This is a genomic window from Exiguobacterium sp. BG5(2022) (genome assembly GCF_031844365.1).
GTDB lineage: Bacteria > Bacillota > Bacilli > Exiguobacteriales > Exiguobacteriaceae > Exiguobacterium > Exiguobacterium profundum.
This window is the reverse complement of sequence record NZ_JAUZVB010000008.1, coordinates 1-17,975: the sequence shown is the minus strand read 5'-3', so window position 1 is coordinate 17,975 and position 17,975 is coordinate 1. Positions and strand designations below refer to the sequence as shown.

The 17,975-nt window shown below is 47.5% G+C and carries 15 protein-coding genes, 3 tRNA genes, 1 other RNA gene and 1 other annotated feature; of the genes, 5 read left to right on the top strand and 14 right to left on the bottom strand.

What is annotated here, in order from left to right; translation table 11 throughout:
• Positions 1 to 235: 235 nt before the first annotated feature.
• The 6 genes from Q9R25_RS14675 to tadA form a co-directional block, all read right to left on the bottom strand.
• Entirely contained in the window at positions 236 to 460 is a 225-nt protein-coding gene (locus Q9R25_RS14675) for a YaaL family protein (RefSeq protein WP_031424056.1), read from the bottom strand.
• The gene (recR, locus tag Q9R25_RS14670; protein WP_012727753.1) at positions 457 to 1,056 is read right to left on the bottom strand and encodes a recombination mediator RecR; all 600 of its coding nucleotides are present in this window, start codon (positions 1,054 to 1,056) and stop codon (positions 457 to 459) included. The genes Q9R25_RS14675 and recR overlap by 4 nt, the downstream gene beginning before the upstream one ends.
• Before the next feature lie 22 nt (positions 1,057 to 1,078).
• On the bottom strand, positions 1,079 to 1,396 hold the full coding sequence (locus Q9R25_RS14665) for a YbaB/EbfC family nucleoid-associated protein (protein ID WP_012727754.1): 318 nt from the start codon (positions 1,394 to 1,396) through the stop codon (positions 1,079 to 1,081).
• Between the two features lie 14 nt (positions 1,397 to 1,410).
• Positions 1,411 to 3,087 (bottom strand): DNA polymerase III subunit gamma/tau, encoded by a 1,677-nt coding sequence (gene dnaX / locus Q9R25_RS14660; RefSeq protein WP_074035280.1) that lies wholly within the window; start codon positions 3,085 to 3,087, stop codon positions 1,411 to 1,413.
• 94 nt (positions 3,088 to 3,181) lie between these two features.
• An RNA gene (ffs, locus tag Q9R25_RS14655) (signal recognition particle sRNA large type) lies at positions 3,182 to 3,449 on the bottom strand.
• 53 nt (positions 3,450 to 3,502) lie between these two features.
• Positions 3,503 to 4,003: a tRNA adenosine(34) deaminase TadA gene (gene tadA / locus Q9R25_RS14650; protein ID WP_074035279.1), complete on the bottom strand. Its 501-nt coding sequence runs from the start codon at positions 4,001 to 4,003 to the stop codon at positions 3,503 to 3,505.
• A gap of 121 nt (positions 4,004 to 4,124) precedes the next feature.
• On the opposite strand from tadA, the gene Q9R25_RS14645 reads away from it, so the two are divergent.
• On the top strand, positions 4,125 to 4,760 hold the full coding sequence (locus Q9R25_RS14645; RefSeq protein ID WP_012727757.1) for a deoxynucleoside kinase: 636 nt from the start codon (positions 4,125 to 4,127) through the stop codon (positions 4,758 to 4,760).
• Entirely contained in the window at positions 4,757 to 5,428 is a 672-nt protein-coding gene (locus tag Q9R25_RS14640) for a deoxynucleoside kinase (RefSeq protein WP_012727758.1), read from the top strand. Before Q9R25_RS14645 ends, Q9R25_RS14640 begins: the two co-directional genes overlap by 4 nt.
• Before the next feature lie 121 nt (positions 5,429 to 5,549).
• Here Q9R25_RS14640 and Q9R25_RS14635 read toward each other — a convergent pair.
• The 7 genes from Q9R25_RS14635 to pdxS all read right to left on the bottom strand — a co-directional run bounded on the left by Q9R25_RS14635 (position 5,550) and on the right by pdxS (position 10,391).
• Positions 5,550 to 5,639, bottom strand: a tRNA-Ser gene (locus tag Q9R25_RS14635).
• Between the two features lie 29 nt (positions 5,640 to 5,668).
• Positions 5,669 to 5,759: transfer RNA gene (locus Q9R25_RS14630), tRNA-Ser, on the bottom strand.
• Between the two features lie 37 nt (positions 5,760 to 5,796).
• A tRNA-Ser gene (locus tag Q9R25_RS14625) sits at positions 5,797 to 5,887 on the bottom strand.
• Between the two features lie 138 nt (positions 5,888 to 6,025).
• Positions 6,026 to 7,309, bottom strand: coding sequence for a serine--tRNA ligase (gene serS, locus Q9R25_RS14620; protein ID WP_214873976.1), 1,284 nt, complete (start codon positions 7,307 to 7,309; stop codon positions 6,026 to 6,028).
• 51 nt (positions 7,310 to 7,360) lie between these two features.
• Positions 7,361 to 7,569: a binding site (T-box leader), on the bottom strand.
• 18 nt (positions 7,570 to 7,587) lie between these two features.
• Positions 7,588 to 8,835 (bottom strand): D-alanyl-D-alanine carboxypeptidase family protein, encoded by a 1,248-nt coding sequence (locus Q9R25_RS14615; protein ID WP_196431817.1) that lies wholly within the window; start codon positions 8,833 to 8,835, stop codon positions 7,588 to 7,590.
• Positions 8,836 to 8,920: 85 nt separating this feature from the next.
• Entirely contained in the window at positions 8,921 to 9,499 is a 579-nt protein-coding gene (gene pdxT, locus Q9R25_RS14610; RefSeq protein ID WP_074035275.1) for a pyridoxal 5'-phosphate synthase glutaminase subunit PdxT, read from the bottom strand.
• Position 9,500: 1 nt separating this feature from the next.
• Entirely contained in the window at positions 9,501 to 10,391 is an 891-nt protein-coding gene (gene pdxS, locus Q9R25_RS14605) for a pyridoxal 5'-phosphate synthase lyase subunit PdxS (protein ID WP_012727762.1), read from the bottom strand.
• Between the two features lie 288 nt (positions 10,392 to 10,679).
• Here pdxS and pdxR point away from each other — a divergent pair, with 288 nt between their 5' ends.
• The 3 genes from pdxR (at position 10,680) to Q9R25_RS14590 (ending at position 16,263) form a co-directional block, all read left to right on the top strand.
• On the top strand, positions 10,680 to 12,083 hold the full coding sequence (gene pdxR, locus Q9R25_RS14600; protein WP_159563186.1) for a MocR-like pyridoxine biosynthesis transcription factor PdxR: 1,404 nt from the start codon (positions 10,680 to 10,682) through the stop codon (positions 12,081 to 12,083).
• Positions 12,080 to 12,700, top strand: coding sequence for a class A sortase (locus Q9R25_RS14595; protein ID WP_311283347.1), 621 nt, complete (start codon positions 12,080 to 12,082; stop codon positions 12,698 to 12,700). The genes pdxR and Q9R25_RS14595 overlap by 4 nt, the downstream gene beginning before the upstream one ends.
• 140 nt (positions 12,701 to 12,840) lie before the next feature.
• Positions 12,841 to 16,263, top strand: coding sequence for an alpha-amylase family glycosyl hydrolase (locus Q9R25_RS14590; RefSeq protein WP_311283346.1), 3,423 nt, complete (start codon positions 12,841 to 12,843; stop codon positions 16,261 to 16,263).
• A 40-nt stretch (positions 16,264 to 16,303) separates the two neighbouring features.
• Here Q9R25_RS14590 and guaB read toward each other — a convergent pair whose 3' ends face one another.
• Positions 16,304 to 17,767, bottom strand: coding sequence for an IMP dehydrogenase (guaB, locus tag Q9R25_RS14585; RefSeq protein WP_074035270.1), 1,464 nt, complete (start codon positions 17,765 to 17,767; stop codon positions 16,304 to 16,306).
• Between the last annotated feature and the right edge of the window lie 208 nt (positions 17,768 to 17,975).

Here is a 17,975-nt window from a genome sequence, read left to right as displayed (position 1 = left end):
AAATATCTTACCAAGTGGAGAACAAAAGGTCAACCACTTTTTAAAAATATTTTTTGTTTTCTTCGTCGCTTATCTCGGCGACGTCTATTAATATATCAGTAAAATAATAACCACGCAACCCTTTTTGTTAAAAAGATTAGAGAAATATATAAAAACTTCATTTGCTCAACCAAAACGATTTTTTTCTTTCATTATATAGGACTAAAAATAAAGAAGGCGCGCCATTGGCGTCGCCTTAAGAACGAAGAGACGATAACGAAACATTTCGCTTCTTTGCTTCTTTCAAATAGAAGAAGTAGAGAGCTTCCGCTTGCTTCACTTGAGCAGCTAGCTCTCCCGTGTCCTCTATGCTGACTTCAAGAATCCGACGTTTCGATTCAAACTTAGCCTTAGCTTCTAGCAACTCAGTCAGTAGTCGTTGATCATAATCATCTCTTAACGACTTACGAAACCATTTCATAGTTCTCTTCTACCTTCCATCGCCCGAGATAATGTCACTTCATCCGCATACTCCAAATCTCCACCGACTGGTAAACCATGGGCAAGACGCGTCACGCGAATTCCCGTCGGTTTGAGTAGTCTCGATAAATACATCGAAGTCGCTTCCCCTTCAATGTTCGGGTTGGTCGCTAAAATCACTTCTTGAATCGACTCGTTCTCTTGTAAACGTGTCAGCAAACTTGAAACATTAATATCCTCTGGACCAATCCCTTCCATTGGACTAATGGCTCCATGAAGAACATGATACTTCCCTCTGTACTCCCGCATCTTCTCCATAGCAATCACGTCTCTTGAGTCTTGAACCACACAAACCACCGTTTCATCCCGATGTGAGTCTTTGCAGATTGCACACGGATCAATATCTGTGATGTGGCCACACACGGTACAATACTTTATGTCACGCTTCGCACTCACGAGAGATTTCGCGAACGTCAACACATCGTCTTCTTCCATATCTAATACATGGAATGCTAAACGTACCGCAGTTTTCGGTCCAATCCCAGGTAACTTCGTAAAACTCTCAATCAATCGTCCAATGGCTTCAGGGTATTGCAACTCGCATCGATCCTTTCTTCACTTAAAAGCCTGGGAGGTTCATCCCTTGTGTGAAACGTCCCATCTTATCATTCACAAGCTGATCCGCTTGTTTCATTGCATCATTGATTGCTGCTAAGACGAGATCTTGTAACATATCCACATCGTCCGGATCGACAACGTCTTCAGCAATAATGACGTCTAAAACTTCTTTATGACCGCTGACGACAACTTTCACCATGCCGCCTCCCGCTGTTCCTTCAACCGATAACTCTTTTAATTCCTCTTGAGCTTTCGCCATATCTTTTTGCATCTTTTGCATCTGTTTCATCATGTTGTTCATGTTTCCCATTCCACGCATTCAGAGCGCCTCCCTTATGTTTCTTCGATTTCAACGACATCGCCAAAACGTTCCATCGCCTGCGCAACTAGCGGATCCTCGGTTTCCGGCTCTTCGACTTGTTCCGTTCGTTCTGCTTGTTTTTGAAGGATGAACTCATTTTTTAGTTCATTCCAATCCGTCTCAAGCACCGCCATGATTTCGCGACGAATCCCCGTCACTTCGAATAACGCCTGTTCAATCACATCGCGCGTACGACCATTTGAACTCACTTGTTCATAGTGCCATGTCATTCCATCTTTAAATTGTACCAGTAAGGTGTCACTTGCACAAAGGACAGCTTCACTTTCATAGAAGAGAGCGAAAATCGGACCATCTTGTATCCGAATATTCGTCATGATATCTCCCCAGCTGTCGCGAATCGCATTCAAATGCTGCCGTTCGGCCCGTTGCAAGAGTTGGCGAATCCGTTCTTTAGGCACCCGGATTTGTGTCCGTTTCGGAGCAGGCTTCGGCTTTTCTGCTTCTCCACCTGTCACGACAACACCATTCTTCTTCACTTCATTTAATTCACGGCTCAGTTCACGCACTTGATCTTGTAGTTGTGTCATTTGCTCACTAATTGTACGGCCTTGTTCCGCGATCCGGATGAATGTTAACTCCACCAACACTTTCGGATGGTTAGATAACCTCATCTGCTGTTGGCAATCATTGAGCTCTTCAATCACTTGGAACAATTCATCCGTTGAAGTCGCTTCGACGAACTGACGAAACTCGTCAGTCGGACGAGCACGTTCCAATAAGTCAGCTGCTTGTGGAGATGCTTTCAAGAGTAACGCATCCCGATGAACGAACACTAAATCTTCGATGAAACGTTTCAAGTCCTTCCCTTCACGTAACATCAATTCAAGCGTACTCAAAATGGCATTTAATTCTTTCCGTTGGAGACCATACGCCATGTCGAGCAATGTTTCATCCGTCACGGCACCCGTGACTTCTAACACTGCTTCTTCCGTCAACCGCTCATCACTGAATGCGAGCGCCTGATCGAGTAAGCTGAGGGCATCTCGCATCCCGCCATCGGCAGCACGTGCGATGAGTTTCAATGCTTCCGGGTCATAGTCATGGTCTTGGTCGTTCAAAATATAGGCCATCCGCGTTTGTAATTGACTCACTTCATGTCGTTTGACATCAAATCGCTGACAGCGGGAAATGATCGTGGCCGGAATTTTATGTGGTTCTGTCGTGGCCAAGATGAATATCGCATGTGCCGGTGGTTCCTCAAGCGTCTTTAACAACGCGTTGAATGCACCGGTCGATAACATATGCACTTCATCAATGATGTATACTTTGTAACGCCCTTGGGACGGCGGATATTTGACTTTGTCTCGAATCTCCCGAATTTCGTCAACCCCGTTGTTCGATGCGGCATCAATTTCAAACACGTCGGGACTCGTCCCTTCCGTGATGGCGATACACGTCGGACAGGTGTTACATGGTTCACGTGTCGGCGCGCTTTCACAGTTGATTGCCTTGGCAATGATTTTCGCCAAACTCGTCTTCCCCGTTCCACGTGGGCCGGAAAATAGGTACGCATGTGACATCCGCTCCTCTAACAGAGCATTTTGAATCGTACGTGTGATATGGACTTGACCGACGACCTCTTGAAACGATTGAGGTCTATATACACGATATAACGCTTGATACGCCATGAGTTCGCCTCCTTCCCTACTGTTCTTCTCTATCTCATCATACAAAAAAATCTACAGCCCGGGGGCCATAGATTGAAGTTATAAAATAAATCTGCCGCGCACCGATTTCTGAAAGCACGTCAACATGCGTTACTCATGCAGTTTGCTCAGCCCAAGCACCCCTGCGGCACACGGTACGTCACCACTTAAGGCTGCTTCCTTCCGGACCTGACCTGGTTCATGGGTGACCGTTGCGCAGGACTCAGACGTCAACGCCACTTACATAAGGCAGACCACACCAGCGCACTCCCTCGAATCGGGATTCAGTCTCGCTACAGCGGATTGCGAGTGACAGGGCACCGCTACCTCCCCACCTAGCACGGCAAATGGGTAAATGAAATTAGGCACTACCTCGAGTGCTATTACATTATACTGTTTAATCGATTGGGTTGCAACCTCTCTGATTGAGTCGTTCTTGTTTCTTCCTTTCTCGAAGCGCTCGGAAGAAATCTGTCAGGAGCTGTCCACATTCTTCTGCTAAAACATTTTCTGTCACTTCGGCTTGGTGATTGAACCGCTCATCCTGCACCAAGTTCATCAACGTCCCACAACATCCACCTTTCGGGTCGTGGGCACCGAAAATGACACGTTTCACGCGAGACAACACGATTGCGCCCGCACACATCGGACACGGTTCAAGGGTAACGTATAGTTCGCAGTCTTCTAATCGCCAATTCCCTAGTGTCTCATTGGCCGTTTCAATCGCAATCAGCTCGGCGTGTGCTGCCGCCAATCGATCCGTCTCACGACGATTGTGCCCCGTTGCGATCACCTGGTCTCCCTTCACGATCACACAACCAATCGGCACCTCGCCAATGGCTTCTGCTTTCTTTGCTTCTTCGATGGCCAACTGCATAAATCGCTCATCACGTTCCATCGATTCACCTCATTTCTTATTTAAAACTATGAAAAAAAATGAAAATCAAATCCCTCGCCATATCGCTCGTATTGTGTGCTAGAATGGAACTTGCACTTTGGATAATGGAGGATGACATCATATGTTTATAACGGTAGAAGGACCGATTGGTGTCGGGAAAACATCACTGGCCCATATCATCAGTCAGCATTTCTCGATGCAGATGCTGAATGAAATTGTAGAAGAGAACCCATTTCTCGGCAAGTTTTATGAAGATATCGAAGAATGGAGTTTCCAAACGGAAATGTTCTTCTTGTGCAATCGATTCAAGCAGTTGGATGATATTCACAAACACCACTTGAGTCAGCAACAATCCGTCGTTTCGGACTATCATATTTTCAAAAACTTGATTTTTGCTCACCGTTCGCTGAAACCGGCACACTTGAACAAGTACGAGCAGATTTATAAGATTTTGACACATGATATGCCGAAACCTGATGTCGTCATTTACTTACATGCCAGCATTGAGACATTAATGAAACGAGTCGCCTTGCGTGGACGTGAAGTGGAAGAGAATATGTCTCGTGATTACCTCGAACAACTTGCTCACGACTATGAGACGTTTGTTGAATCATATCGCGCGGCCCATCCAGAAGTGAAGATTCTCTCGTTCAGTGGGGATGAACTCGACTTTGTACACAATCCGGACGACTTGACTCATGTCCTAAAAACGATTGAGCGTGAATTAGAATTAACTAAAGGAGCCCAAATAAAATGAAGCTGATTGATAAATATAACATCCCGAACGATACGATCATTACAATCGGTGGAATGGTCGGGATCGGGAAATCAACGATCACCAATTCGTTAGCCGATGCATTGAATTTCCGAACGTCTCTCGAAAAAGTAGATACCAACCCTTACCTCGATAAATTCTATCATGATTTCGAACGTTGGAGCTTCCATCTTCAAATTTACTTCTTGGCAGAACGTTTTAAAGAACAGAAGAAAATCTTCCAATACGGTGGCGGCTTCATCCAAGATCGTTCAATCTATGAAGATACAGGCATCTTCGCCAAGATGCACTATGAAAAAGGGACGATGTCACCAACAGACTACGAAACGTATTCTAGTTTGTTCGAGGCAATGGTGTTGACACCGTTCTTCCCGCACCCGGATCTATTAATCTATCTCGAAGGTTCGTTCGAACAAGTACTCGAACGCATTCAGATGCGCGGTCGCGAGATGGAGCAGCAAACACCAATCGCTTATTGGGAAGAAATGTACGCCCGCTACACAGAATGGATCAACAACTTCAACCTGTGTCCGGTATTGCGTCTCTCGATTGAAGAGTACGACCTCATCAACGACCCTGATTCAGTTGAACTCATTCTTGAGAAAATCGAAAAGCAACTCACGATTGCGCGCGAAGCAAAAGTGAGATAATCAATAGAAGGATTGCGCCAACGACAGCGTAATCCTTCTTTTTTGTGCATAAAAAAATCCACAGCGCTTATGTCTGTGGATACAAAAAATGCATCTGCCTCTGCAGATGCCCGATTGAAAGCGGAGTTGGTGGGATTCGAACCCACGCGAGCCTTGCGACTCCTAACGGATTTCGAGTCCGTCCCCTTCAGCCGGACTTGGGTACAACTCCAGGCCTAAAAAAGTGTAAAAAAAAGAAAGTGGAGGAGGTGGTGGGATTCGAACCCACGCAGGCTGTTACACCCCTGACGGTTTTCAAGACCGTTCCCTTAAACCACTTGGGTACACCTCCAGAAGATATAAAATTGTGTGAGCCTCCAAAAAAGAAATGGAGGAGGTGGTGGGATTCGAACCCACGCAGGCTGTTACACCCCTGACGGTTTTCAAGACCGTTCCCTTAAACCACTTGGGTACACCTCCAAAGCTCATATGCAATTCGTGAGCAACAGTGTCGCTCGACATGATTTATAGTACCAACTGAAGAGACAGATGTCAAACCCTTTTGTGAAAAAACATTAAAAAAATTGAGCAGCCTCAAAATCGAGGCTGCTCAAGCGTTTAGTTCGGCATTTCAATCTTTTCTTTTCCACCCATGTAAGGACGAAGAACTTCTGGAATCACGACCGATCCATCCGCTTGTTGATAATTTTCAAGAATCGCTGCGACCGTTCGTCCGACCGCCAAACCTGAACCGTTCAACGTATGCACAAACTCAGGTTTCGCATTGGCGTCACGACGGAAACGAATTCCCGCACGACGCGCTTGGAAATCTTCAAAGTTTGAGCAAGACGAGATTTCACGATAGACCCCTTGTGCCGGCATCCATACTTCAATATCGTATTTTTTCGCGGCAGTGAATCCGAGATCTGCCGTACACATGCTGAGCACTTGATAAGGAAGGCCTAGACGTTTCAATACTTCTTCAGCATGACCTGTCAACAGTTCCAATTGCTCATAAGACTCTTCCGGTTTTACGAAGCGGACGAGCTCGACTTTATTGAATTGGTGCTGACGGATCAACCCACGCGTGTCACGTCCCGCTGACCCAGCTTCAGAACGGAAGTTTGCACTATATGCAGTATACGCGATTGGAAGTTGTGTTTCCGCAAGAATTTCTTCACGGTGCATGTTCGTGACCGGTACTTCAGCAGTCGGAACGAGGAAGTAGTTCGTATCCGCTACTTTAAATGCATCCTCTTCAAATTTAGGAAGCTGACCCGTTCCTGTCATCGAATCTCGATTGACCATGTAAGGAGGTAACACTTCAGCGTACCCATGCTCATCTGAATGAAGGTCCATCATAAAGTTGATGAGGGCACGTTCTAAGCGAGCGCCTAATCCTTTATAGAAGACGAAGCGGCTACCTGTTACTTTTCCAGCGCGCTCGACATCGACGATTTGAAGGTCTTCCATCACGTCCCAATGTTGCTTAGGCTCGAAATCAAACTCAGGCTTTGTCCCGATTTCGCGAATCGTCACGTTGTCGTCTTCCGTTTCGCCGATTGGTGTTGATTCGTGCGGGATATTTGGGATGCTGAGTAAAATCAAGTTGAGTTCTGCCTCAACTTCGCGTAAATCTTCGTCCAACAGTTTGATTTCATCGCCGAGGCGACGTGTCTCTAAAATCGGACCTTCGGCATCTTCTTTGTTCCGCTTCAATTCAGCGATCTGTTTTGTCGCTTCGTTGCGCTTCGCTTTCTTCACTTCGACTTCGTTGATCAAGTCGCGACGTTTCTCCTCTAGTTGTGGGAAGCGGTCAAGTGCACTCAAGTCTTCCCCCCGGTGAGCTAACTTTTCTTTAATCCCTTCAAAATCCTGTCGCAAACGTTTAATGTCTAACATTGCTATTCCTCCTTTTTCATATAAAAAAGGTGGCACGTCCCTTTCCCGTAGGAAAGGGACGAACCACCTTGGATCCGCGTTGCCACCCTCGTTGCCCAAATGTTTGAGCCACTCGATGCACGTAACGTGTGCGAACGTGACTTGTTTCCAAGTCAATGCTCCGAGGCCGATTCGGTCACGTCATCTCACTAGTTTGCACCAACCACTAGCTCTCTGTCAGTAGACGTACGTAACGTACTTATTCTCATCATCGCATCTGTCATTGAATTAATCTTACTTTACAACATCTCAACTTGTTCGACAAGACTGATTTTTCCAAGTGCGAGTCGGATTTGATCGAGGAAATCCAAAAAAGCTCGCGTTATTCTCGTCAAGAACGAGGCGGTATCGACCGACTCCGCTGTAACAAGTGCCATCTTAGGAGGAGCCTCTCCCTCTAAATAGCGTACGTTCTCCGAAGAATCGATGGTGACCATGCCTGCCTGTGTGTCAGCCTTAATCGGAGCCTCTAAATCAAGCAGATCATATTCGGGCTCCGGTACGGGTCTTCCTTTTTCGACTAATACTTCAAAGTCGTTCGTCGTTCGGACCGCGACTTGCTCTTCCTCGCCTTGAGAGACCGTTGCCATCTTGGAGATTGTCTCCCCCATCCGCAAGATTGGGGTCATCACGAAATCCGCATAAGCATAATCATGTAGCGCTTTCGTTGCTGCATAACGTCCCTCGTCCGATGTTGCACCGAGGACGACCGACAAAACGGTACGCCCATCCCGTGTGGATACGCCGATGAAACAATATCCCGCCTCATTCGTCGTGCCTGTCTTGAAGCCGAGCATTCCCGGATAAGCGAGGTCACGATTAGCGAGCATGCGATTCGTCGCATCAAATCGAACACCGTCGACGTCCACGTATGCCCGCTTCGTCACGTCGAGCACTTCCGGATACGTCGTCAAATACGCGATCGCGAGCTTCATCAAGTCCTTAGCAGACGTCAAGTTGTCTCCCGGTAGGCCAGCGGATTCAGAATCGAGTCCTGAGGCGTTCGCGAACGTCGTTTGCGTCATCCCTAATTCATCAGCCCGGCGATTCATCTCTTTGACGAATGCCTCTTCCGAACCGGATACGGCCTCCCCGAGCGTTACGGCCGCTTCATTCGCTGAACGAATCAACGCGGCATCGTATAATTCTTTGACGGTATATGGTTTATTTAACAGCGGGATTCGTGCCAACCCCGGCTTTCTCGTCAACGCCAAAGCAGCATCGCTCGGTGTGATTTCTTGTGTCCAACTGAGTTTCCCTGCCTGAATCGCCTCACGCGTCAAAAATGCAGTCATCAGCTTCGTGATTGAAGCCGGCTGAAGCATCGAATCTTCTTGTTTGGCAAATAGAACTTGTCCTGTCGTCACGTCTACAAGCATCGCGCTTGCTGCATCCACTTTCGGAGCGGCCGCAGAGGCAGCCGATGGCAACATGGTCTGTATGACGAATACGACAGTGAGCAATATGATGAAATAACGGGCCTTCACATCGTTTCCCCTTTCTGTACGCTTCTTTGTTCAGTGTAACAAAAAATAAGTTTGAAGGACCCCCTTTTTGCGAGGTCCCTCAAACTTATACATGTTGACTCTGATTCGCTTTGACCATCTCGATAAAATAGCGATGTAACGAGAGGTCATCCGTCAATTCGGGATGGAACGAGCAAGCCAGATACTGATTGTAACGGACCGCCACAATCGCTTCCTCCACTTCAGCGAGCACATCTACTTCCGGTTCGACACGTGCCACTTGTGGAGCACGAATAAAGACCGCTTCGACTGGCTCATCGATCCCTTTCACTGGAAGGTCGACTTCAAAACTGTCGACCTGACGTCCGAACGCATTGCGTTTCACTGTCATCGGGATTTTCTTCAAGTGGGCGTCATACCCTTCGACTTCGTTCGCGAGAAGAATCATGCCGGCACATGTGCCGAACATTGGTAACGTTTCCGTCTCTCGAAGTGGTTCAAGTAATCCATAACGATCGAGTAGTCGACGCATTGCCGTGCTCTCTCCACCTGGTAACACGAGTCCGTCAATTGACTCCAAGTCTTCTACCGAGCGAACGACAACGGTTCGAGCACCGAGCGCTTCCAGCATGCGAACATGCTCACGAATCGCACCTTGCATTCCTAATACGCCAATCGTTACCATCTTACCAGCCTCGTGGTGCCATGAGTTCTTCTTCTTTGAGTGTGCGGACGTCGAGTCCTTTCATCGCCTCACCCAATCCTTTTGACAAGTGTGCGATTCGCTCATAGTCATCGTGATACGTTGTTGCTTCTACAATGGCACGTGCAAATTTTTCTGGGTTCTCCGCTTTGAAAATACCAGATCCGACAAAGACTCCATCTGCCCCGAGGTGCATCATCAAGGCAGCATCCGCTGGTGTCGCGATTCCACCTGCTGCGAAGTTTACGACCGGCAGACGGCCCGCTTCACGGATTTGCATCAATACTTCAAACGGTGCACCGAGGTCGCGCGCCTCTGTCATGACCTCATCTACGCTCATCGACAAGAGACGTTTCACTTGAGCTTGGACTGTACGCATATGACGAACCGCTTCGACGATGTTCCCTGTTCCCGGCTCCCCTTTTGTACGAATCATCGCTGCCCCTTCACCGATACGGCGGGCTGCTTCACCGAGGTCGCGTGCTCCACATACGAACGGCGCCGTATAGTCGCGCTTGTACAAGTGGAACTCTTCGTCGGCTGGTGTCAACACTTCACTCTCGTCAATGAAGTCGACCCCCATCGACTCGAGGACACGTGCTTCAGCGATATGCCCGATCCGGCATTTTGCCATAACCGGCACAGATACTGCCCCCATGACGTCTTCGATGATTGTCGGGTCAGCCATACGGGCAACGCCACCCATTTTACGGATATCTGATGGTACACGTTCGAGCGCCATGACAGCCACAGCACCGGCAGCTTCAGCGATTTTCGCCTGTTCAGCGTTGATGACGTCCATGATGACGCCACCTTTTTGCATTTCAGCCATCCCACGTTTTACTTTATCTGTCCCTACTTGTCTTTTTTCCATTGAAATCCCTCCATTGATTCGTGTTCTACTTGCTAGTATAAGTTGAATTGACTATATTAAAAGTGCCAGTTTCTCATTATTTAAAGTGGTCAGTTTTAAATAAAGGACTCTATTTCATCTATCACGAACCTGTTGAAGTATAAAGGAGGAATACGTTTGTTAAACCGCGATTCGTTTGATGGGGGTCATCGTGCCTCATTCGGGACACCCGGGATTGTCTCTTTCATCATTATACTTGGGTTTATGCTCTACTTCTTTTTTGGTTCGTAAAGAAAGGAACGTCACACCATGGATATGCTTACCTTATCGCTTGATCAAGAATCGTCCATCCCGCTTTACGAGCAATTGTATAAACACATTCGGGATGCCATCCTCGACGATACGTTAAAGACAGGAACCAAATTACCTTCAAAGCGTAAGCTCTCTCAATTTTTAGATGTCTCGCAGACCACGGTCGAGTTCGCGTATGCCCAGTTACTCGCCGAAGGATACATCGAGTCCATTCCTCGAAAAGGATTTTATGTGTTACCTCAAGAGGAACTGTACGTCCGGCGCTCGAGTAGTACCATCACACCAGCCCCTCAGCGAAAGACATATGATTATGATGTTTCCCCGAGTCAAATCGACACGACTGCCTTCCCGTTTGAACGATGGAAGCGACACATCAAACATGTCGTCGATGACGTGAATCATGAATTACTTGCGTTAGGTTCTGTTCAAGGAGATCTAGAATTACGCCAAGAAATCGCCACATATCTTTATCACTCCCGTGGCGTACAGTGCTCACCAGAACAGATCATCGTCGGGTCCGGTACGGAACAGCTGTTGCCACAACTCTTGAATCTATTACCGGACTCGTCTATCTTCGGGATCGAAGACCCTGGTTATCCGCTCACGCGATTGTTGTTCGAACAACAAGGACGCACATCGATTCCTATTCCCGTAGACGATAGTGGTGTTTGTGTGAATGAGCTCGAGCGTCATGCAATCGATGCACTATATGTCACACCTGCTCATCAATTTCCGACAGGGACCGTCCTGTCTGTCAGTCGAAGGCAACGTTTGTTAAATTGGGCACTCGTCCATCAGACGTATATCATCGAAGACGATTACGACAGCGAGTTTCGCTATAGCGGCAAGCCGATTCCGTCACTGCAGAGCATGGACCCGAACGAACGGGTTATCTATATCAGTACGTTTTCAAAATCTCTCATGCCATCCTTACGCATCGGCTATATGGTCTTACCGACACCCTTGTTAAACCGTTACCGGGAACGACACCAGTATTTCACCTGTAGCGTTCCCCGGTTCGAACAACAGACGTTGGCCTTATTCATGTCGAGCGGTGACTTTGAGAAGCATTTGAACCGGATGCGAAAAATATACCGTCGTAAGTTAGAAAGTGTCCTCTCCGCCTTCCGACCATTCGAACCGACCGTCACCGTGACCGGAGCAAGTGCCGGATTGCACGTCGTGTTGACCATCGCGACCGAGCGAACAGAGCAAGAATTGAAGCGGTCCGCCGAATCCGCCGGAATCGCCATTAAATCCATGAACGACTATCGTATCGTGCATCCGGACTCCCACAAGCAATTTCTGTTCGGGTTTGCGCATTTGTCTGAGTCGACTTTACCTGACGTGATCGTTCAGTTGATGCTTGCGTGGGAAGTTTCAAAAGGAGGGAAGTCATGAATCGACGAATCCGGTGGCTCATCGGACTTTTACTCATTGGGAGCGGCACCCTCTTTTTGACGAGTCCGATTTGGAAAAATGCCATTGCTAGTTCGACGAGTGAATACGTGGTGGAACAGATGGAATTTCAAGAAGAGAGCGAATTTGATCCAAGTTATGATTTTAAAGCCGTCAGTCCGCTCTCTGTATCGGACGTCCTACAGGCGCGCAATCGGTTTCATAATTTGCCGACAATCGGCGTGATTTCAATTCCCGATGTCTCACTGAAACTTCCCATCATGAAAGGCTTGGACAATGAAAGTCTCGCGGTAGGCACCGGAACGATGCATCCTGAACAAGAGATGGGCAAAGGGAACTACGCGCTCGCCGGCCACTACCTACAACGAGCAACTGCCCTATTCGGACCGCTCCATGAAATCGAGGTCGGTGCGACGATCTACCTTCAGGATGAAGCGCAAACGTACGAGTACGTAGTCACTTCGCTTGAAACCGTTTCTCCTGAACGAGTCGATGTATTAGATGTCACCTCCACCCCAACCATCACGTTAATCACGTGTACGTTCGATACGACAGAGCGCCTGATTGTAAAAGGAAAGCTCGTCGCTCCATCCTCTTGACCGCTTCTCCTTTGAAAATAGGAGAGGCGGTTTATTATTTTTGCAAAAACATATTGTGAGCGCTTTCAAGTTCCGCTAAACTGTTTTTGAAAACGTTTGCATAAAAGTGTGCAAATATATTTGACAGGAAGAGGTGCCTCATGAAAAAAACAACCGCTCGTCAGGCTTCAACGCTGATCCTTTCCGGAGCATTACTCATTCAAGCCGGTGTCCCGATGAACGCATTGGCCGAACCGACTACGATGACGATTGATGGATCGAAAACAGACTGGACTTCAATCCCAGCTCTTGCGACTTCCCCGGCTACAGGTTGGCAAGGATTTGATGTCGGTGATTTATACATACAAAACGACGCCCAACATCTTTATTTTTATGTAGATGCGAACAATGTCCCGAATTGGGGTGACAACGGACAATACATTAATATCGCCCTTCAAATTAACGATGAGGATTCTGGCATCTCTAAAAATCCACTCGGATACCCATTCGACTTTACAGGCGTCGACAAGGCACCACAATATCATATTCTCGTTCGTGTCGATGGCGATCAAAAAGTCAAAGAGGCCGCCCTTTATAAGGCCGGACAGGATACCCCACTCTTACAATTGAACCAATTGAACGGTGCGGCTTTCGCAGTGGACCGGACGAAAGGATTCGAAGGAAAGATTCCATTATCCTTACTCGGGCTAAACAATGGAGACCAAGTTCGTGCCTTGACTGTATTGAGCGGCAATAATGCAGGAGAGCATGGTGCGTTCGATACGATTCCAAGTAACGCGGCCAACCAACTGGCGAACAGCTGGAACGTCGCTGCTACTCCGTCGACGCAATCCGTATATAGTGCCCCGTTCACGTTAAATGGGGTGGAGACGATTGATCAGCTTGAGGTCGTTTCGGTGACCCCGGCTTCATCCTCGATCGACGTGGATGTGTCTACCCCAATCACATGGACGTTCAACGAACCTGTCCGTCTCGATACTGAAGCAGTCACGCTTCAACAAGGAGAGACAAAAATCCCGGTCGACGTGACAACGAACGGTTCGACCGTGACACTTCAGCCGAAAGAGGCACTCGCACTCGACACGTCATATACGGCGACCATCCCAGCGGATGCGGTGACAGGGACGATTTCCAACACGTCACTCCCTGCCTTGACGACTTCGTTCAAAACGGCAACCAAGCTCGCCGATCCATGGGAAACGACTCGTTATATCGAGATGAAGTATGTCCGCGCGGATGGAGATTATACGGATTGGAACTTGTGGACGTGGAGCACCGGTAAAAAAGACGGCCAAGTTGACCCGTATCGCATCACGGAGGACGGGGCCATCTTCCGAATCCCCGTTGGTCAAGACGCCACCAAAGTCGGATTTGTGATCCGAAAAGGAACGGATTGGGCTGTGAAGGACGCATACGGAGAAGACAGATACGTCACGCTCGGAGAAGACCGTGTCACGAAGGTCCTCGTCGAAAGCGGCAAAGGTGTGTTCCATCAAGTTCCGACAGTCAACGGACCAGTGTACGGTACAGACGGGATTAGTTTCTTCTACCGCGATGTAGCACTTTATGAATCCGGAAAAATGAATGAAATCGAACAGGTCGCACTCAAAATCAATGATGAAACATATCCGATGACGTATGAGCCTGAAAACGAATGGTTCCGCCACACAGTGCGTTTGCCTGAAGGCGTTCATGATTACACGTACCTCGTCACAAAAGACGGGGTGACGACTGAAGTGAAGGATCCGTACTTTGAGGCTTCTCAAATAGAGTATCGCCAACCGACCGTCAAACTCACTTCTTCAGTCAGTCCAAAAGCGATTAGCTCCAGAGAAAATGCCGTCCTACGGGTAAAACCAACCTTACCAAAGGGAGTGACGCTTCGTGAACTCTATATCGATGCACGACCTCTCGGAGGACCCGCTAAGTTGCACATCGACCGTGCATTGAATGCTCAAACCATTGCGGTGAAAGATACGATCAAACCAGGAAACAAGACGCTCTCTGTCACAGCCGTCGACCAGTATGGAAATGTCCATCGCTCGAAGACCACCATCCGTGTCGTTCCGAAATCGATGAAAGAGAAACAAGCATTTGATTGGGATGAGGCACGAATCTACTTCATGCTAACCGACCGCTTCTACAACGGGGACGTGTCCAATGATAATCCGAACCGTGAGTACTATGATAAAGACCATCTGGAATCGTACCATGGTGGAGACTTTGCGGGTGTCACAAAAAAACTCGATTATTTAGATGACTTAGGCATCAATACAATCTGGATTACACCGATTGTGGATAACATCGATTGGGATTTGCGTTATGGGAAAGATGGGTCTCAATATGGCTATCACGGATATTGGGCGAAAAACTTTGAAAAACTTGATGAACACCTTGGAGATATGGCCGCATTCCATAAATTGATTGACGAGGCGCATAAGCGTGGCATCAAAATTATGGTCGATGTCGTCTTGAACCATCCAGGCTACGGCATGGAACCAGGTGCAAGTTCAGCCGTCACGAATTTCCCGACGGATGCAGAACGACAAGTATTCGATGGCATGATTCGCGAGAATCCGGTCGATGGGGACGACCTCAGAATGTCCTTATCTGGTCTTCCTGATTTCAAGACCGAGGAAGCGGCCGTGCGGGAGCAATTGGTCAAATGGCAGACGGATTGGATCAAACGTTCGAAAACGAAAAAAGGAAATACAATCGACTACTTCCGTGTCGATACGGTCAAACATGTAGATTCAACGACGTGGAAATCATTCAAAAATGAGCTGACAACAATCAAGCCAGATTTCAAACTCATCGGCGAACACTATGGAGCCAGCATCAACAATACAGGCGGTTATCTGCGGAGTGGACAAATGGATTCCTTGCTCGACTTCGATTTTAAATACCAGGCCGAGCGATTCGTAAACGGCAACATTGAAGATGTAGAAAAATCGCTCCAATATCGGAATAACCAATTATCGAATGAAGCAACGCTTGGACAATTCTTAAGTAGCCACGACGAAGATGGATTCCTCGTCTCGCGCGCAGATGGAGACACAGGTAAGCAAATGGTCGCTGCCGCCCTTCAGATTACGGCCAAAGGTCAACCGGTCATCTATTACGGAGAAGAAGTCGGGCAATCTGGGAAACATGCAGGGGATATGGATAAAGGTGAGTTCAATGAGAACCGCTATGACTTTGACTGGTCACGTGTCAAAGGAGAAGGGAAAGCGATGCATACGCATTACCAAAAACTATTGAATATCCGTGCAGACTATTCTCACGTATTCAGTAAAGGAACACGATCATCCGTCTCTGTGAATGCCAATTCTGGTTACTCGATTTTTGAGCGGGCCTACGGCAAACAGTCCGTTCTCGTCGGATTGAACACGAAAGAGAAAGCACAAACCGTTTCATTTAAGACGTCGTATAAGGCGAAGACTATTTTGATTGACCGCTATAGCGGCAAATCATACACTGTTCAAAAAGACGGGAAGGTGACCGTCTCACTTCCTGCTCAAGATCAGGGAGGTACCGTCATTTTAGTCGAGAAACGCAAATAAAGAACCGCCATCCTGAGTGAACAGGATGGCGGCTTTTTCATTAACGTGAATAGTTTGGTGCTTCTTTTGTAATGTTGACATCGTGTGGGTGGCTCTCTTGGAGTCCAGCACCTGTCATACGAATGAACTGTGTATCTTCACGAAGGGCACGAATGTCGGCAGCGCCGCAATACCCCATACCTGAACGAAGACCACCAATCAATTGATAGACCGTGTCAGCCAGTTCACCGCGATACGCGACGCGACCTTCGATACCTTCAGGAACGAATTTTTTGTCTGCTTCTTGGAAGTAACGATCTTGGCTTCCGCGTTTCATCGATGCTTCTGATCCCATACCACGGTATGTCTTGAATTGACGACCTTGATAGATTTCCATTTCACCTGGGCTCTCTTTCACACCCGCAAGCAAGCTTCCGAGCATGACTGCATTGGCTCCAGCGGCGATGGCTTTGACGATATCACCAGAGTACTTAATTCCACCGTCAGCGATGACTGAGACACCGTGCTCTTTCGCTTCCATCACGCAATCATAGACTGCTGTGATTTGCGGAACACCGACACCTGCGACGACACGTGTCGTACAGATCGAGCCTGGTCCAATCCCAACTTTAATGACGGATGCTCCTGCTTCAATCAATGCACGCGTCGCTTCTGCTGTTGCCACGTTCCCTGCGATGATTGGAAGGGATGGGAACATATCACGTAACTCACGAACCTTTTCAAGTACGCCAGCTGAGTGACCGTGTGCCGTATCGATAACCAATGCATCCACACCTGCTTCAACCAACACTTGAGCACGTGAAGCCGCGTCTTTCGTCACACCGACTGCAGCTGCGACAAGAAGACGACCTTGCTTATCTTTTGCTGCGTTCGGGAACTGTTCGACCTTTTCGATATCTTTCGTCGTAATGAGACCTTTTAATACACCGTTCTCATCGACAAGTGGAAGTTTCTCGATGCGATGTTGATGAAGGATACGCTCGGCTTCTTCAAGCGATGTACCCACTTTTGCTGTGATGAGGTTCTCTGTCGTCATGACATCTTTGATTACCGTCGAATAGTCTTTGATGAAGCGAAGATCACGATTCGTTAAAATACCAATCAATTGACGTTCATCTTCTGAGTTGACGATTGGGACGCCCGAAATACGATACTTACTCATCAAGTATTCTGCATCGTATACTTGACGGTCTGGAGTTAAATAGAACGGGTTTGTGATGACACCATTTTCTGAGCGCTTTACGCGATCGACGTGCTCAGCCTGCATTTCCATCGACATATTCTTGTGAATGACACCTAAACCACCTTGACGGGCCATAGCAATCGCCATTGGGGCTTCAGTAACGGTATCCATACCGGCACTGATGATCGGAATATTTAATTCGAGTCCTTCACAGAGCTTCGTGCTTAAATCAACGTCACGTGGTAAAACATTTGAAAACCGTGGTACGAGTAATACATCATCAAATGTTAAACCTTCTTTTGCAAACTTATTTTCCCACATAAAAATTGATGGCCCCTTTCTCGTTCTACCTACATCTTTGTTTCGAAATATTTCTGTAATGGTAACAGGTATAACGTAAAAGTGCAATTCAATTCCCGATGTTCAGAAAGTTCAGAATTGTGTTCATTAACTTAAATAACATTAAAATTGTTCGGAATTTCATCGTGTGAACGAGCAGAATATGAAGTTCGATTTCATTATGAACGTA

Coding starts and splice junctions, on each gene's coding strand:
- pdxT (WP_074035275.1), bottom strand. CDS start 9,499: ATGGTAACGATTGGCGTATTAGGAATGCAAGGTGCGATTCGTGAGCAT.
- dnaX (WP_074035280.1), bottom strand. CDS start 3,087: ATGGCGTATCAAGCGTTATATCGTGTATATAGACCTCAATCGTTTCAA.
- Q9R25_RS14640 (WP_012727758.1), top strand. CDS start 4,757: ATGAAGCTGATTGATAAATATAACATCCCGAACGATACGATCATTACA.
- pdxS (WP_012727762.1), bottom strand. CDS start 10,391: ATGGAAAAAAGACAAGTAGGGACAGATAAAGTAAAACGTGGGATGGCT.
- pdxR (WP_159563186.1), top strand. CDS start 10,680: ATGGATATGCTTACCTTATCGCTTGATCAAGAATCGTCCATCCCGCTT.
- serS (WP_214873976.1), bottom strand. CDS start 7,309: ATGTTAGACATTAAACGTTTGCGACAGGATTTTGAAGGGATTAAAGAA.
- Q9R25_RS14665 (WP_012727754.1), bottom strand. CDS start 1,396: ATGCGTGGAATGGGAAACATGAACAACATGATGAAACAGATGCAAAAG.
- Q9R25_RS14675 (WP_031424056.1), bottom strand. CDS start 460: ATGAAATGGTTTCGTAAGTCGTTAAGAGATGATTATGATCAACGACTA.
- Q9R25_RS14590 (WP_311283346.1), top strand. CDS start 12,841: ATGAAAAAAACAACCGCTCGTCAGGCTTCAACGCTGATCCTTTCCGGA.
- Q9R25_RS14645 (WP_012727757.1), top strand. CDS start 4,125: ATGTTTATAACGGTAGAAGGACCGATTGGTGTCGGGAAAACATCACTG.
- guaB (WP_074035270.1), bottom strand. CDS start 17,767: ATGTGGGAAAATAAGTTTGCAAAAGAAGGTTTAACATTTGATGATGTA.
- Q9R25_RS14595 (WP_311283347.1), top strand. CDS start 12,080: ATGAATCGACGAATCCGGTGGCTCATCGGACTTTTACTCATTGGGAGC.
- tadA (WP_074035279.1), bottom strand. CDS start 4,003: ATGGAACGTGATGAGCGATTTATGCAGTTGGCCATCGAAGAAGCAAAG.